Origin of the sequence: Hufsiella arboris, assembly GCF_009834875.1 — a bacterium.
GTDB lineage: Bacteria > Bacteroidota > Bacteroidia > Sphingobacteriales > Sphingobacteriaceae > Hufsiella_A > Hufsiella_A arboris.
Map to the genome: position 1 here is coordinate 39,422 of NZ_WVHT01000011.1, position 15,940 is coordinate 55,361.

The 15,940-nt window shown below is 46.5% G+C and carries 9 protein-coding genes; 8 read left to right on the forward strand and 1 reads right to left on the reverse strand.

The genetic code is table 11. The features are described 5' to 3' along the window. Positions 1-317: 317 nt before the first annotated feature. Genes GS399_RS18190 through GS399_RS18225 form a run of 8 tightly spaced genes read left to right on the forward strand, consistent with a single transcriptional unit; the run spans position 318 to position 15,324 of the window. Positions 318-3,554 (forward strand): SusC/RagA family TonB-linked outer membrane protein, encoded by a 3,237-nt coding sequence (locus GS399_RS18190; RefSeq protein ID WP_160846090.1) that lies wholly within the window; start codon positions 318-320, stop codon positions 3,552-3,554. Positions 3,555-3,564: 10 nt separating this feature from the next. Further along, positions 3,565-5,406 carry a RagB/SusD family nutrient uptake outer membrane protein gene (locus GS399_RS18195; RefSeq protein ID WP_160846091.1) on the forward strand — a complete coding sequence of 614 codons (1,842 nt, stop codon included), beginning with the start codon at positions 3,565-3,567 and terminating at the stop codon, positions 5,404-5,406. A gap of 19 nt (positions 5,407-5,425) precedes the next feature. Continuing rightward, the gene (locus GS399_RS18200) at positions 5,426-6,139 is read left to right on the forward strand and encodes a DUF3823 domain-containing protein (RefSeq protein WP_160846092.1); all 714 of its coding nucleotides are present in this window, start codon (positions 5,426-5,428) and stop codon (positions 6,137-6,139) included. 56 nt (positions 6,140-6,195) lie between these two features. Next, positions 6,196-7,524, forward strand: a complete 1,329-nt coding sequence (locus GS399_RS18205; RefSeq protein ID WP_160846093.1) for a glycoside hydrolase family 99 protein — start codon at positions 6,196-6,198, stop codon at positions 7,522-7,524. Between the two features lie 33 nt (positions 7,525-7,557). Next, positions 7,558-9,228: a hypothetical protein gene (locus tag GS399_RS18210; RefSeq protein WP_160846094.1), complete on the forward strand. Its 1,671-nt coding sequence runs from the start codon at positions 7,558-7,560 to the stop codon at positions 9,226-9,228. 55 nt (positions 9,229-9,283) lie between these two features. After that, on the forward strand, positions 9,284-10,549 hold the full coding sequence (locus GS399_RS18215) for a glycoside hydrolase family 99 protein (protein ID WP_202409508.1): 1,266 nt from the start codon (positions 9,284-9,286) through the stop codon (positions 10,547-10,549). A 37-nt stretch (positions 10,550-10,586) separates the two neighbouring features. Continuing rightward, positions 10,587-13,073 (forward strand): glycoside hydrolase family 95 protein, encoded by a 2,487-nt coding sequence (locus GS399_RS18220; protein WP_160846095.1) that lies wholly within the window; start codon positions 10,587-10,589, stop codon positions 13,071-13,073. 19 nt (positions 13,074-13,092) lie between these two features. Next, complete coding sequence (locus GS399_RS18225; protein WP_160846096.1) at positions 13,093-15,324, forward strand: GH92 family glycosyl hydrolase; 2,232 nt, start codon at positions 13,093-13,095, stop codon at positions 15,322-15,324. Positions 15,325-15,343: 19 nt separating this feature from the next. On the opposite strand, the gene GS399_RS18230 is transcribed toward GS399_RS18225, so the two are convergent. Beyond that, the gene (locus GS399_RS18230; protein ID WP_160846097.1) at positions 15,344-15,937 is read right to left on the reverse strand and encodes a sugar transferase; all 594 of its coding nucleotides are present in this window, start codon (positions 15,935-15,937) and stop codon (positions 15,344-15,346) included. Positions 15,938-15,940: the final 3 nt, after the last annotated feature.

Genomic DNA, 15,940 nt, shown 5'->3' on the forward strand with positions numbered 1-15,940 from the left:
ACCCCAGTGGTTGATTTTTAATAATTGGTTTGAAGCTTAAACGGGCGAAGAAAGCAAGTTCTTCGCCCCGATAGGCGAAACCATAAAAGATCAAAAAAATTAGATAAAAAAACGTGTTTAAAGGTCTTTATTAATGCTTTTTTAGGATTTCATTAATGCTCAGCACGTATTTAGCAGTACCAATTTTAACCAATTAACCCAAATACAAACTCATGAAACCTAATTAATTTCTTTCTTAAAAGAGACGCAGCCTGTCTTTTTTAAAATCTCATTTTAAAGATTAAATCTATAAATGACTAACCAAATCAAACTACAAAATGAAGATTAAATTTTTACAAAGAAATGGGAGATACCTGCTTAAGAGAACGCTTTGCAATAGCTTTTTCCTAAGTTCCCTCTTTATTGTTTCTGCTAACGCTTATGCAGCTTCACCCCGCAATGCTGCAATAGAAAGCACATTCCAGAAACAGCCGATAACGGTAACCGGTACCGTTGTTGATGACAAGGACGAGGTAATGCCGGGTGTAAGTATCCGTGTTAAAGGTACAAGCACAACTGCCGCAACCGATGCCGCTGGTAAATTTTCCATCGCGGTGCCGGGTAACGATGCCATACTTCAGGTTTCCTTTATCGGCTTTGCCACACAGGAAATAATTGTCGGCAATAACAAAACTTTTCGCATTAAACTGGCCAGTGATACCAAGGGCCTGAACGAAGTTGTCGTAGTAGGTTATGGTACACAAAGAAAGTTTACTGTTACCGGTTCTGTCGCGACGCTTAAAAGCGAGGATATCGTGATAACCAAAAATGAAAACACGGTAAATATGCTTACCGGAAAAATGCCGGGGTTACGCGTAATGCAGCGCACATCAGAGCCGGGAGGCTACGAGAATGCCTTTGATATCCGTGGCTTCGGAAAACCGCTGATCGTGATTGACAACGTGCCGCGTGATGGCGGTGACTTTTCAAGAATGGACCCGAACGAAATCGAAAACGTTACAATCCTCAAAGATGCCTCGGCAGCGATTTATGGTGTACGCGCAGCTAATGGCGTTATCCTGATCACGACGAAAAAAGGCAATAAAACCGGCAAATATGATATAAACTATTCCGTGAATCAGGGATGGCAGCAGTTTTTGGGAATGCCTGATGGCGTGAACGCTGTTGACTATATGCTGCTGACCAACGAAAAAAACAAACGTTCGTTCGCAAATAACTTCCTGGGTAACTCTGAGCCGACTTTCTCTTATGGAGATATTGAACCATGGCTGAACGGAACGTTTCCCTCAGCCGACTGGATTGGTGCGGCGTTTAGAAACACTTCGCCACAGATTCAGCATAATCTCAATGTGAATGGCGGTACCGACAAGGCAAACCTTTTTTTAAATCTTGGTTATATGAACCAGGATGGTTTGATGAAAAGCGGCGACCTGAATTATAACAGGTGGAATTTCCGGGCTAACGCGTCAGCAACAATTGTTAAAGGCCTAAAGGCAGACATGTTGCTTTCCGGATTCCAGGATCAAAAGAACCAGCCTTACCAGGATTTATGGACGATTTTTAAATATACATGGAATCAGATTCCGCGTAACCAGATCTACGCAAACAACAATCCGCTGTATCCTAACGTAATGCCGGATAATGCTAACCCGGTAATGATCACCGACGGAGACTTTGTCGGTACCAAGCAGTTTAACAACAAAAACTTCCAGGGGCAGGCAAGCCTGGATTATGAAATTCCAGGAACGAAAGGTTTAAAAGCGCGCGCGATGTACAACTACGGCTATACTTCCGGCGATAACACCGAACACAGGAAGGATTACGATCTGTACACCTATGATGCCGGAACCGACATTTACATGCCTTCAAATGTAAACGGTCCGACGCGGATACTTCGCTATTTTGGAAATACCACGTCAAATCTCGCGCAGTTATCATTGAACTATACCCATTCGTTTTGGGGTGCTCATAACGTCTCCGGCTTATTGCTTTACGAATACAGCCATTCTAAAGGTGATAACTTCTTTGCGCAACGGAACATCAATTTGCCGATCGATTATTTGTTTGGTGGAGAGGATGCCAACCAGTTGGGCAGCATGAATACAGGCGGCTTATTTGAAGTGGCGACGGAAGCTGTTTTGGGACGCTTTAACTACGATTACAAGGGGAAATATTTATTTGAATTCCTTTTCAGGGAAGACGGATCAAATAAATTTAAACCCGGGCCGAGCCAATGGGGCTTTTTCCCGGCTGTTTCTGCAGGATGGCGAATTAGTGAGGAGAAGTTCATGCACAACCTGACAACAAGCGGTACCATTACAAATTTGAAACTGCGCCTATCTTATGGTAAAACCGGTGATGATAGCGCCACAGCATTTCAATATATTTCCGGATTCAAGTATCCAACCATTAATCCGAATGATAACTCCATCTACGGCTATATTTTTGGCGGCAATTTTACCAACGGCGCGGCCTCGAGCGGGGTGGTAAACCCGGATCTTACCTGGTTTACAGCTACCACGAAAAATATCGGACTAGATTTCGGGCTGTTCAAAGGCAAGCTCGACGGGTCGATCGATGTATTCAGAAGAGACCGCGACGGCCTTTTGGCGAGAAGAGATGTTGCCGTTCCCGGAACTGTCGGCGCAGATCTTCCGCAGGAAAACCTGAACAGCGACCGGACACAAGGTATCGATCTGATACTGACACACCGCAATAAACTCGGAAAGTTCGGTTACAGCGTTAGCGGCAACATTGGTACCACTCGCTCTGAAAACCGCGATGTTATTCAAACCATGGCCGGCAATCAATATGATAACTGGAGAAATTCACAGCAAAATCGCTATACCAGTATTTGGTGGGGCAAAGTTTATGAGGGGCAGTTTACAAACTACGACCAGATCTATAAATATCCTGTAAATACCGGCGGCGGCAATAACAATACAATTCCAGGCGATTATTATTACCAGGACTGGAATGAAGATGGCGTTATTGACGGCAAGGATGATCAGCCGATCGCTACAAAGGATATTCCGCTGGTAAACTTCGGCTTAAACCTCGGACTAAACTTTAAAGGCTTCGACCTGAACGTACTTTTCCAGGGAGCAACAGGTTTCTATGTTCAGTATGCTGAGCAATATGCGGAACCCCTGATGTATAACCGCAGCTCGTTAACCCGCTTTTTGGATAGCTGGCATACCGTCAATCCGAATGATAATGTTTTCGACCCAAATACGCAGTGGGTTCCGGGCTATTATCCGGCAATGGGTTCACAGTACGCACAAGGCACGAAAGCTGTTCAGGATGCTACTTATCTCCGCATCAAAACGCTTGAGTTGGGTTATTCGCTTCCGCAAACTTTACTGAAGCATGTTGGAGTGAAAAGGTTGCGGGTTTACGTCAACAGCTATAATCTGGCTACGTTTACGGGACTTAAGAATTACGATCCTGAACACCCTGGCGATGTTCCCGACACCGGCTTCGACCAGTCGTTAGGGGGTTATAAATACCCGCTCAACAGAACCTTTAACCTGGGCGCCAATATTTCCTTTTAAACTATTGAAGATGAAAAGTATCAGAAAACTGATTATAGCAATTGGCGTGGGAGTGAGCTTGTTAACTTCCTGCCAGAAACTCGATATAAAGCCAACTAATATACTTACCGATGATGTAATATTTGGCGGAGAAGGAGGCGTGAACTCTTATCTGGCGGATGTTTACCGGAAATTGCCGATAGAAGATTTCACTTACCGGCCAACCGGGCGGGATGGCAGATGGGGCTTTAACCTTCACCACGAGTGGGAGCATTTCTGGAATGCAGGTTCAGCAACCGGCGAAATGGTAGGCCCTTACGGAGGTATGGATATTGGCGGCGGCTGTGCATACTGGCCGTACAGCGACATCCGCGCGGTAAATTATTTAATTGAAACCCTGCCTAAATATTCGGCAAATTTCACTGGAAACCGCGTCAATGAAATTCTGGGCGAAGCCTATTTTCTTCGTGCTTATTACTATTTCGCTTTAGCGAAGCGCTATGGCGGCGTTCCGATCATTACCTCGGTTCAAAATTACCCGGAGCAAAGTATAGAAGAACTGCAGGTTCATCGCAGCAAAGAGGATGAGGTTTGGGAGTTTATCGGCAAAGATCTGGATCAGGCCTATTCCATGATGCCCGAAACAAGTCTGAGGGCGCGGGCTAATAAATACGTCGCTGCAGCCCTTAAGTCGAGAGCCATGTTATACGCCGGATCTATTGCAAAATACGGATCGGTAAACTTTGTCGATGGCGACGCGAAGGCACAGGGATATGTGGGCATTCCGGCAGATAAGGCCGCCGCTTATTTCCAGCAGGCATGGGATGCCGCGAAACTGCTCGATGGCCATTATTCCCTGTACCAGAAAAATCCGGACAAGGAACTGAACTACGCTGATTTGTTCCTGGATCACGACAGCCCGGAAAATATCCTGGTAAGGGATTATTCGATAACAAGCAACACGGCGCATAGCTGGGATGCGACGTTTTCTCCAAGGTTTATGACTGCCGATGCGTTGTCAAGGGCATATCCGACACTGGAGTTTGTTCAGCGTTTTGTACAGCTCCCGGTAACTAATGCCGATGGAACACCGCGGCGGTTTGATAATCTGGCCGATCTGAAACAAGGACTTGAGCCTCGACTATTGGCAACTGTTTATTTCCCCGGCGCGACACTGCGGGGCCGGCAGTTTGATATGCAGCGCGGCATTTACCCAACCTTTTCAGGAACAGCCGCTGCTGAAGTTGCCAAGCAACCGGATCAGCGTAATCGCATCGTAGCGTCCGATCCCAATACCTTATACCAGGGATTGCCTGTGATCGGGCAAACGGGTATTCGTCCTCCAGGAAGTTCTGACGAAGTGTCGCGTACAGGATTTTACGTAAGGAAATATATTGATTATAAAAAACCTCAGAATGAGTGCGGCTTATTTCAAAGTACACAAAGCTGGATCGAGTTCCGTTACGCTGAAATTTTGCTTAACAGGGCTGAAGCAGCTACAGAGCTTGGGAAAGCCGATGATGCGCTGTTTTGCCTTAACCAACTACGAAGTAGAGCTGGTGCTACAGTGATGAGTATGGCAGATGTTACGATTGATAATGTACGTAATGAACGCTGTAAAGAGCTTGCTTTCGAGAATCATTACTGGTGGGATATCCGCAGATGGCGTATAGCCGATCAGCTGCTTGATAATGCGCGGTTCAGGGGCCTGATGCCTTACTATGTGCTCAACGAAAAGAAGTACATCTTTCTTAACGAGCCGGAGGTTTTCGAACGGAATTATTTCTTCGACAAGAAGTTTTATTACGAACCGATTCCAGGCGGCGAATTGGGTAAAAATCCCAATCTGTACCCGAACAACCCAAATTACTAAGCAGTAAAAATTGAATGAAATGAAAAGATTAGTTAGCAAAATCCTGTTAGGAATAACATTACTGGCGGGATCAGCTTGTACCAAAATAGATAATTACGACGGCCCAAACGCTTCATTTGAAGGAAAATTGGTCGACGCCACAACGGGGGGTAATTTTCAAACATCGACCGGAAGTGTGCGCGTAAGGCTTGAGCAGATCAGTTGGAGCGATACGCCGTCGCCGCAGGATATTCCGAGCAAGTTTGACGGGACCTTTAAAGACAGTAAGTTATTTAAAGGGAAATACCGGATCACACCAATCGGTGGTGCTTTCTGGCCGATTTACGAACCGGTCGAAATGGACATCAACGGAAAAAGCTCGCACGATTTCGAGTTGACGCCCTACGTCGTTATAAAAAATCTTACTTCGACACTGAACGGCAACGAGCTCACACTCAATTTTAATATCGATGCGCCGGTTACAGCCGGGATGCCGGGAGTGATTGATGTACAGCCCTACGTTAACACGACTGAACTGGTTGGCGCCGGAGCTTCTATTTATGATTATTCGGATTTGATGAAGGTTACTCTGAATAAAGATTGGGCTGCTCTGACTGATGCTGATAAGAACATGACGCTGAAAATACCCGGACTGTTGCCCGGCAGGACGTTTTATGTACGCGTTGGCGTTCGATTAAACGACAGTTTCAAAAGCTCAAATTTTTCAGAAATCATCGAAGTAAAGGTTCCCTGACACAGGACTTAGCCGGGTGTTCTTGCATCCGGCTGAACCTTTTAAGCAGAATAATTATGAGCACATTAAAAATACTGTTGTCTGTTACCTTTTTGCTGGGACTATTATCCTGTTCAAAAAAAGATAGTGCCGGTGTGCCCTCTCCTGGTAAACCACCAGGAGAAAAAACCGGTCTCAAATACGATACAACCGGCCTTAGGTATAAATCGTATTCCAAATTGGTTATGGCCGGTTACCAGGGATGGTTCGCAGCCGAAGGAGACGGATCCAATCGCGGCTGGTATCATTACCAGGGTCCAGGAGGTTTTTATCCCGGAAATACGAACGTGGATTTTTGGCCTGATATCACCGAATACAGCAAAACGTATAAGTCGCCATTCAAATTTGCCAACGGAAATGACGCTTACCTTTATAGTCCGTATAACGAGGAAAGCGTTGATCTTCATTTTAAATGGATGAAAGATTACGGCATTGACGGCGTTCATATGCAGCGTTTCGTTGGTGAGGTAAAACCGACTAATCCTTCGGGTAAAAGGCACTTCAACAAAGTTCTTGGGAACGCACTTAAGGCGGCAAAAAAATATGGCCGGGCAATCAGCGTCATGTACGATTTGAGTGGTTGTACAAGCAGTGATCTTGATTACATTCAGCAGGACTTAAAAGAGCTGGTTAATACATTCAAACTTTTTGACAGCAAGGAAAATCCCACCTACCTGTTCCATAACGGCAAACCGCTGGTTACAATATGGGGCGTAGGGTTTAACGATAATCGGAAATATACTATTGATGACGTAAACAAGCTGGTTGACAAGCTTAAAGGCGACGATTTTGGGGTGTCGGTGATGCTGGGAGTTCCTTACTATTGGCGCACCCTTGGAAATGACACGGAGAAATCGCCGGCACTGCATGAGCTGATAAAAAAAGCTGACATCATTATGCCCTGGGCGGTCGGCAGGTTTGACTCGAAGGCTTACAATTCCAAAAATGTTTACGACGATATACAATGGTGCAAAACCAATAAGGTCGACTACGTTCCGCTTGTGTTTCCTGGTTTTTCGTGGGGAAATATGCACAAGGACCCCGTAATTTATAATGCGATCCCCAGGCTGAAGGGCGATTTCCTCTGGCAGCAGATTGCCGGCGCAAAAAATGCCGGCGCCGGTTCCCTATACGTCGCGATGTTTGACGAAATCGACGAGGGCACGGCTATTTTTAAAACTGCAAGAGAAGCTGACACCCCACTTAACGGAACCGGCGGCCTGCGTTTTATGGGAATTGAAAACGACCTCCCTTCCGATTATTATTTGTGGCTCACAGGCCAGGGAGCCAGATGGTTTCATGGTGAACAGGGGTTCAACTTATCCAAACCGGCCAGAAATCCTTAAACAAACCAATTATAAACTTAAAAGATAAAGGACATGAAATTTATAAAACTAATGATGGTATTATCCATCTTCTTAAGCGGACTGTTGTTTAACAGCTGCAAAAAAGAAACCTATCTCTCGCGGGATACTTCCGGCCTTGTACCGCCGGATGATCCGGATGACCCTGATCAGCCAGATCCAACTTTCGTGCTGTTCGACAGTGCGGATTCTGATACGGGCTGGGAAATCGTCGGGCCGAAAAGTGTCGAAACGACCGGGATGAAGGAAGGTAAGGGTTATCTGAAATCAACCATCAAACAGGGCGAAGATTATATGCATTTCATCAAAAAGCCGGCTTCAGCCACAAATCCAAACCTGACAAAGGAAAATGGCCAGCTCACCTTTTGGTTTTATGTATCAAACGTGGCAGATATAAAAGCTGACGGGCAGGTTGAAATCAGCAGCTCGGGCGAATCGGATAAAAAGGAACTCGCCTGGCCGGTCGCCTCTTTGTTGCCTTCACTAAAAAATGGCTGGAACGAGGTTAAACTAAACTTCAAGGATGGCGAGTCTACGTCTGACGGTGGCGCTGATATTGCGGCAATTAATTTCTTCCGCATTTTCTTCTGGACAAACGACAAGAACCACGCGGATCTGACTGTAGGTGTAGATGCTGTGGGCTTTGTAGCGTCCAGCGGCACTCCAGGCGGCCCGGCCCAGGAATGGTTATTTGACGGAGCGGACTCTGATGCCGGATGGGAAATAGTAGGCCCGAAAAGCGTTGAAACGTCCGGAAAAAAGGAAGGGACAGGTTATCTGAAATCAACCATTGTAAAGGGTGAGGACTACATGCATTTTATTAAAAAGGCTTCCACACCGCTTGTTACCGGGCTGACAAAAGCGAACGGACAGCTTTCATTCTGGTTTTATGTTTCGAGTGTGGCGGATCTTAAGGAAGATGGTCAGATCGAACTGACAAGCTCGGGCGAATCTGATAAAAAAGAATATGCCTGGTCGGTGGCGAAATTGATCCCAACCCTGAAAAATGGCTGGAACGAGATTAAGCTGAACTTCTCCGATGCCGAGCTTTCTTCCGATGGCGGACCGGATCTCGCGGCCGGATTTAACTTTTTCCGCATTTACTTCTGGACTAAAGACAAAAACCACGAGGATGTAACTGTCGGAGTCGATGGTATCAAATTGTCGGTAACCAGCGGTGGGCCTGCGCCAATTTCGGTAGCTTTTGACAGCGCCGATTCTGACAAAGACTGGGAAGTAGTGGGACCGAAAAGTATTGAAACAAGCGGCAAAAAGGAAGGTACTGGTTATTTGAAGTCGGCGATTCTGAAAGGCGAGGATTACATGCACTTTATCAAACGTGCGCCGGCCGCTATCAATCCCGGTTTAACAAAAGAGAATGGTCAGTTTGCCTTCTGGTTTTATGTTTCGGACGTGAGCACATTGAAGGAAGATGGCCAGATCGAACTGACCAGCTCGGGGAAATCGGATTCAAAAGAATATGCCTGGTCTGTTGCCAAGCTGATCCCAACGCTTAAAAACGGATGGAATGAAGTTAAGCTTAATTTTAGCGACGCCGAAGTTTCAGCGGACGGCGAGCCTGACCTGGCTGCGCTGAACTTTTTCCGGATCTATTTCTGGACGAAAGACAAAGCTCATGATGACGTAGCCGTTGGCGTTGACGATCTGCGATTCCTTTCAAAATAATTTTTACACAGATGCCGGGAATCATCCTGGCATCTGCTTTTTGCGACCTCCGGATATGAAATTCAAGACAAATAAATTACCGCTATTAATCCTGATCATTTTATTTTCAAGCTGCTCAAAGAAGAGCAACGAGGAAAAGCCTGACCCTCCAAAGCCTGCCGACGATAATCCGGAATGGCCCTCACCGGCAGGAGATATAGTCGGAAAAATCACGGTCGGCTACCAGGGTTGGTTCGCCGCTAAAGGGGATGGTTCGCCTATCGATGCCTGGTGGCATTGGACCCAGGACTGGTCGAAAACACCATCACCAAATAACCTCGGCATCAAATCATGGCCGGATGTAAGAGACTACACGAATACCTATCAAACAGGTTTTGCTAATTTGAATAATGGCCAGCCCGCCAAACTTTTCTCATCATTCAGCGATCAAACGGTTGACATCCAGTTTTCCTGGATGAAACAGTTCGACATCGATGTTGCCGCTTTACAGCGTTTTAATCCCAACGGAATTGAAGGCCCGGTTCGTGATGCGATAACTGCTAAAGTTAAAGCCGCATCCGAAAAATACGGCCGCAAATTTTACATTATGTACGACGTAAGCGGCTGGACAGCTATGCAGCCGGAAATAAAAACCGACTGGACAAATAAAATGAAGGCCTATACCTCGTCTTCTGCTTATGCCAGGCAAAATAATAAACCGGTTGTATGTATCTGGGGATTTGGATTTAACGATAATAATCACCCATGGTCGGCAAGTGCCTGCATCGACGTTATAAAATGGTTTAAAGATCAGGGATGTTATGTGATCGGCGGCGTGCCCACCAACTGGCGCACACAAACGAGCGATTCCCGTTCCGGCTTTATCGAGGTCTATAAATCGTTGAATATGATTTCCCCCTGGATGGTTGGCCGGATCGGTAACGCCAATCAATCAGACGGATTTTACGTGCAAACCAACAAGCCGGATATGGATTTTTGTAAGAAAAACGGTATTGACTACCAGCCTTGTGTTTTGCCGGGCGACTTGCAGGAAAAACAACGGGCGCATGGTGATTTTATGTGGAGGCAGTTTTATAATATGGTCCGGCTTGGCGTCCAGGGTATTTATATCTCCATGTTCGACGAATACAACGAAGGCAACCAGATAGCAAAAACAGCGGAAAATACTTCGATGATCCCGGCAGGATCAACTTTTATTACCTTAGATGAAGATGGAACTGCTTGCTCGTCAGATTACTACTTACGTTTAACAGGCGACGGTGGTAAAATGCTAAAAGGACAAATTGCATTAACCGATAAAAGGCCGACATCACCCAAATAAGATAGACTGAAAAATTCCGGTACGTAGTTTGAATTTAATGGCCAAAAACCTGCTTCTTTTAATTTCTTTCGTGTTTACGCTGCCTCTAAAAACATTTTCGCAGGCCGGCACCGATCGCATTGAACCTGCCACAAAAAGGAATAGCAAGATCACAGCATCCTGGGATGACCGTGCGACATTTTCGGGAACAGGTAGGAAACCTGACGGAAACCACCTGTTATGGTATCGTCAACCCGCGAAGATCTGGGAAGAAGCCTTGCCTTTGGGTAACGGCAGAATCGGGGCCATGATGTTCGGCGGCGTTTCTGACGAGCGGATCCAGCTGAATGAAAGCACCTTGTGGGATGGACAGCCATTAAATCCCAATAATCCCAATGCGCTTAAAGTACTTCCGGTAGTAAGGAAACTGTTATTTGAAAATAGGAATAATGAAGCGGTTGCACTCGCTGAAAAGAATATGCTGGGCCGGCCTCCCGGTGTCAGGCCATACCAGTCGCTGGGCGAACTTTGGTTTGATACACCGCAAACAAGGGCGGAAAATTATGTACGGTCGCTCGATCTTTCACAAGCTGTAACAAGGATAAAGTTTCGTTCCGGCAACACCGGATTCCGGCGAGAAGCATTTTCATCCTTAACAGACGGCGTTCTTGTTATTCATCTGACAGCTGATAAACCCGGGTTAATAAGCTTGAACCTGATGTTTAAACGCGAAGAAAATGCAGTTTGTGAGAATTATTCCGCTGATAAATCGTCATTGATTCTCCATGGGCAATTGCCTGCCAGGGATTCGACGGGAAAGCAGGTTGGTCTGCATTTTGCAGCCCGGCTGAAGGCCGTCAATAAAGGAGGAACAATTTCTGTTTCCAACGGAATTATGAGCATCAAAAATGCTGATTCGGTTACTTTGCTTATTGCAGCAGCCACTGATTATCCCGGCTTTTCCGGATCGGCGGACTGGGGCAAAAAGCCCGGTCCCAACCCGGTAGTTCTCTGTAATAAAGCAATAACATCAGCCGGCAAAATTTCTTACCAAGATCTGAAAGCACGGCATATCTCTGCTTACCGGAAATTATTCGATCGCGTGGATCTTTTGATCAGCGATCCGACAGATACCGACAGTTTGCTGCCCACCGATCAGCAACTGGCGCAGGCAGCACGGGCAGGCACCCCAAGTCCTAAGCTGGTGGAAGATTACTTCCAGTTTGGCAGATACCTGCTGATCTCATCGTCGCAGCCTGGCGGAATGCCGGCAAATCTGCAGGGTTTATGGGCTTGGCAAATGAACCCGCCCTGGAATGCCGATTTCCATACAAATATTAATGTACAAATGAACTATTGGCCGGCGGAGATCACCAACTTACCGGAAATGCATTTGCCATTGTTCGAACTGGAAAAGGCGTTAGTTAAGCCGGGGTCGGTCACGGCAAAAACTTTATATGGTGCAAGAGGATGGGTTGTTCATCACTTAACGGATGCCTGGGGTTATACCGCTCCGGCGGACGGCCCGCAGGGGATCTGGCCTATGGGAGCGGCATGGCTGGTACAGCATGCCTGGGAACATTATAATTTCAGTGGAGATAAGGCGTTCCTGCAAAAAACCGGTTACCCCTTGATGAAAGGTGCTGCTGAATTTATGATGGACTTTCTCGTCGAAGCGCCTGCCGGTACCGCTTACGCCGGCAAGCTGGTTACCAATCCTTCCTACTCGCCTGAAAATGCATTTATTTTACCTGACGGAACGCAATCGGTTTTTACATATGGCGCGACTATGGACCTGGAAATTATTCATGACCTGCTGACCAACTGCATCGCGGCTGCGAAAGTGCTTCATGTGGACGATAATTTTAGGGATGAATGTGTGAAAACGTTATCCCGGCTGGCCCGAATTCGTATCAGCCGGGCTACCGGTCGCATTATGGAATGGGCAGAGGACTATAAAGAGGCTGAGCCGCATCACCGGCATACCTCGCATCTTTTCGGCCTGTATCCCGGAAACCAGATAACCATGTACGGAACACCTGAACTGGCTGCCGCAGCACGCAAAACATTGGAAGCCCGCGGCGATGACGGCACCGGGTGGAGCCTGGCCTGGAAGATCAACATGTGGAACCGCCTGCTGGACGGAGACCATGCTTACCGGCTGCTGTCGGTTTTGTTAGCCACCAAAACACTCCCAAACCTTTTCGATAATCATCCGCCTTTTCAAATTGATGGAAATTTCGGCGCGACGGTGGCAATTGCCGAGATGTTCGTTCAGAGTCAGCTATCCACTGCGGACGGAAGTTTTGAAATTCAACTTCTTCCTGCACTGCCTTCATCCTGGAAGAATGGCTTTGTAAAAGGACTTCGCGCTCGCGGTGGATTTACCTTGGACGTTGAATGGAAGGACGGGAAATTAGTATCAGCTCAAATAGTATCTGCACTTGGAAAACCGCTGCATCTACGTTCGGGGTCCCTGACAGCGGTATACCCCACTAAAACCGGCCAGGTGGTTAAAATTACTCCAGAACTTAAAACAGAATAAAACTCAAAATTCAATATTGATGAACGCGGTATTTATAAAAAATATTTTAACCACCACGCTTTGTATCACGACAAGCGTGGCTTTAAGTCAAAACAATGCGGGCACCGGCAACCTGCAGTATATCGATCCGACTATTGGAAATGTTGGTCAGCTGCTCGAACCAACACGCCCTACGGTTCAGCTTCCCAACCAGATGATCCGGATGTTCCCAATACGAGGCAGTTACATGAACGATCAGATTTCGAGCTTCCCATTGAATGTTGTCTCACACAGGCTGGGCGAAGTGTTCGCCATGAAGCCATCTGTTAAAACGGCCGGCCCGGATGCCTGGAAGCAGCCACAGACATTCGATCATGACCTGGAGGTGACCCGTCCCTGGTATTATTCAACCTATCTCGTCGATGATGACATTACCGTCGATTTTACAACCGGAAGGAAAGCAGCCATCTATCGCATAAAATTCCCATCAACGAGGAAATCTAAATCGCTGTTGTTCAGCTTATACAATTCAGGAAATGGCTCTTTCGCACTCACTTCGTTTAATGAGATTGAAGGAATGGAGACGTATCATGATGACATTAAAGTCTATTTGTACGGGAAGTTTAATAGCACCGGTTTGGCAGGAACCGGCACTGAAAATCAATTGTCTCCGGAAAAGAAAGTTGAGGGTAAAAACGTAAAAGCCTGGATTCGCTTTAAGGATGATGTTCAGAACGTCGAATTCAGGTATGCTATTTCCTACGTCAGCGCAGAACAAGCACGGAAAAATTTTAAAGAACTTGAGGGAAAAAGCTTTGATGACCTGAAATCTTCCGGAGAGCAAACCTGGTTAAAAGAATTCAGCAAGATCGAGGTAGAAGGTGGAACAACAGCTCAGAAGAGATCGTTTTATACGGCCCTGTATCGCTGTAATGAGCGAATGGTTGATATCACAGAAGACGGCCAATATTACAGCGGCTATGACAAAAAAGTTCATAAAACCACCCGGCCGTTTTATGTGGATGACTGGACTTGGGACACCTACCTGGCCTTGCATCCCTTACGAACTATCATCAACCCGAAGATGGAAGAAGACATGCTGAATTCATATGTTAACATGTATGAGCAAAGCGGCTGGATGCCGACCTTCCCGGTACTGTTTGGTGATAACCCCTGCATGAATGGCTTCCACTCAACGATCATGTTCCTTGACGACTACCGGAAAGGGATCAGGAATTTCGATACCCAGAAAGCTTACCAGGGAATGCTGAAAAACGCCGACCAGGCGACGATGCTGCCCTGGGAAAACGGCCCGAAAACATCGCTGGATGATTTTTATCACAGCAAAGGTTATTTTCCTGCATTGAAAAAAGGCGAGAAGGAAAATGTTCCGGAGGTGCATTCCTTTGAGAAACGCCAGGCTGTCGCCGTAACGTTAGGTGGTGCTTACGATGACTGGGCCGTAGGGCAGTTTGCAAAGGAGCTTGGAAAAAATGACGACGTAAAGCGTTTTGAAACGAGGGCGTTGAACTACGGAAATCTTTGGAATAATGATGCGAAGATGTTCCTGCCAAAAGACTCGGCAGGTAACTGGATCAGCATCGATCCGAAGTTTGACGGTGGAATGGGCGGCCGCGATTATTACGATGAAAATAACGGTTGGACCTATCTCTGGCAGGTTCAACACGATATTAACGGCCTGATTGGATTGATGGGTGGCAAAGATGCGTTTGAAGCGAAGCTGGATCAACTTTTCCGTGAGGGCCTTGATCGCAGCAAATATGAATTCTGGGCAAAATTCCCTGACGCGACCGGGTTAGTCGGCCAATATTCGATGGGGAACGAGCCGAGTTTCCATATTCCTTATCTGTATAATTATGTTGGAGCGCCCTGGAAAACCCAAAAGCGCATCCGGTTTTTACTGGATACCTGGTTTAAGGATAACGTTTTCGGAATCCCGGGCGATGAGGATGGCGGTGGTATGACAGCATTTGTTGTTTTCTCGTCGATGGGTTTTTACCCGGTAACGCCGGGACTGCCGGTTTATACGATAGGGAGCCCTGTTTTTGAAAAAGTGACAATCAATCTGCCAAACAGTAAGCAATTTAAGCTAATCGCCAATAATTGCTCGACGGTCAATAAATATATTCAGAACGCAAAATTCAATGGCAGGCAATTAAATAAGCCCTGGTTTACACATGAGGAGCTTATTCAGGGCGGTTTGCTGGAACTTGAAATGGGGCCGAAGCCTAATAAAACCTGGGGAAAATAACAGTGCCTGGCAGTAAAACTCAGTTGCCTGTTTGCCTTAAAACCGCAACAACTGTTTTAAGTAAGATAGATGTGTCCATACGCAAGTTGCGACGCGAAATATAAATCATGTCGAACTCCATCATTTGCTCCAGGTTTACATTACTTCGCGGTCCTACTTGCCACAAACCAGTTATGCCGGGTTTTACGCTATTCCGGAGCATTCGCTGCCCCTCGCTAAGCGATTCAGCCAAAGCAAGCTCGATCGGTCTTGGGCCAATAAAAGCCATATCTCCCGTTAATACGTTGATAAGCTGCGGCAATTCGTCAATACTGAATCTGCGTGCCAGCTTGCCAGCTTTACCAGCGATCCGTGGATCGTTTTTTAAACAGCCGAAATCCTTCCACTCCTGCGCCAACTGCTCATCCTTTTCAATTATACTCGCTAACCTGGCATTCGCATCCGATACCATTGTACGCAGCTTCCAAATCAAAAAATGCTGGCCGTTTCTGCCTTCTCTAACCTGTTTGTAAAAGATGGGACCGGGATATTTCGCCTTTATGATCAATGCAAAAAAAATAATAATCGGCAGGCTGCAAAGCAGCAATATGCTGGCTATGATTTTCGTAAACATGAG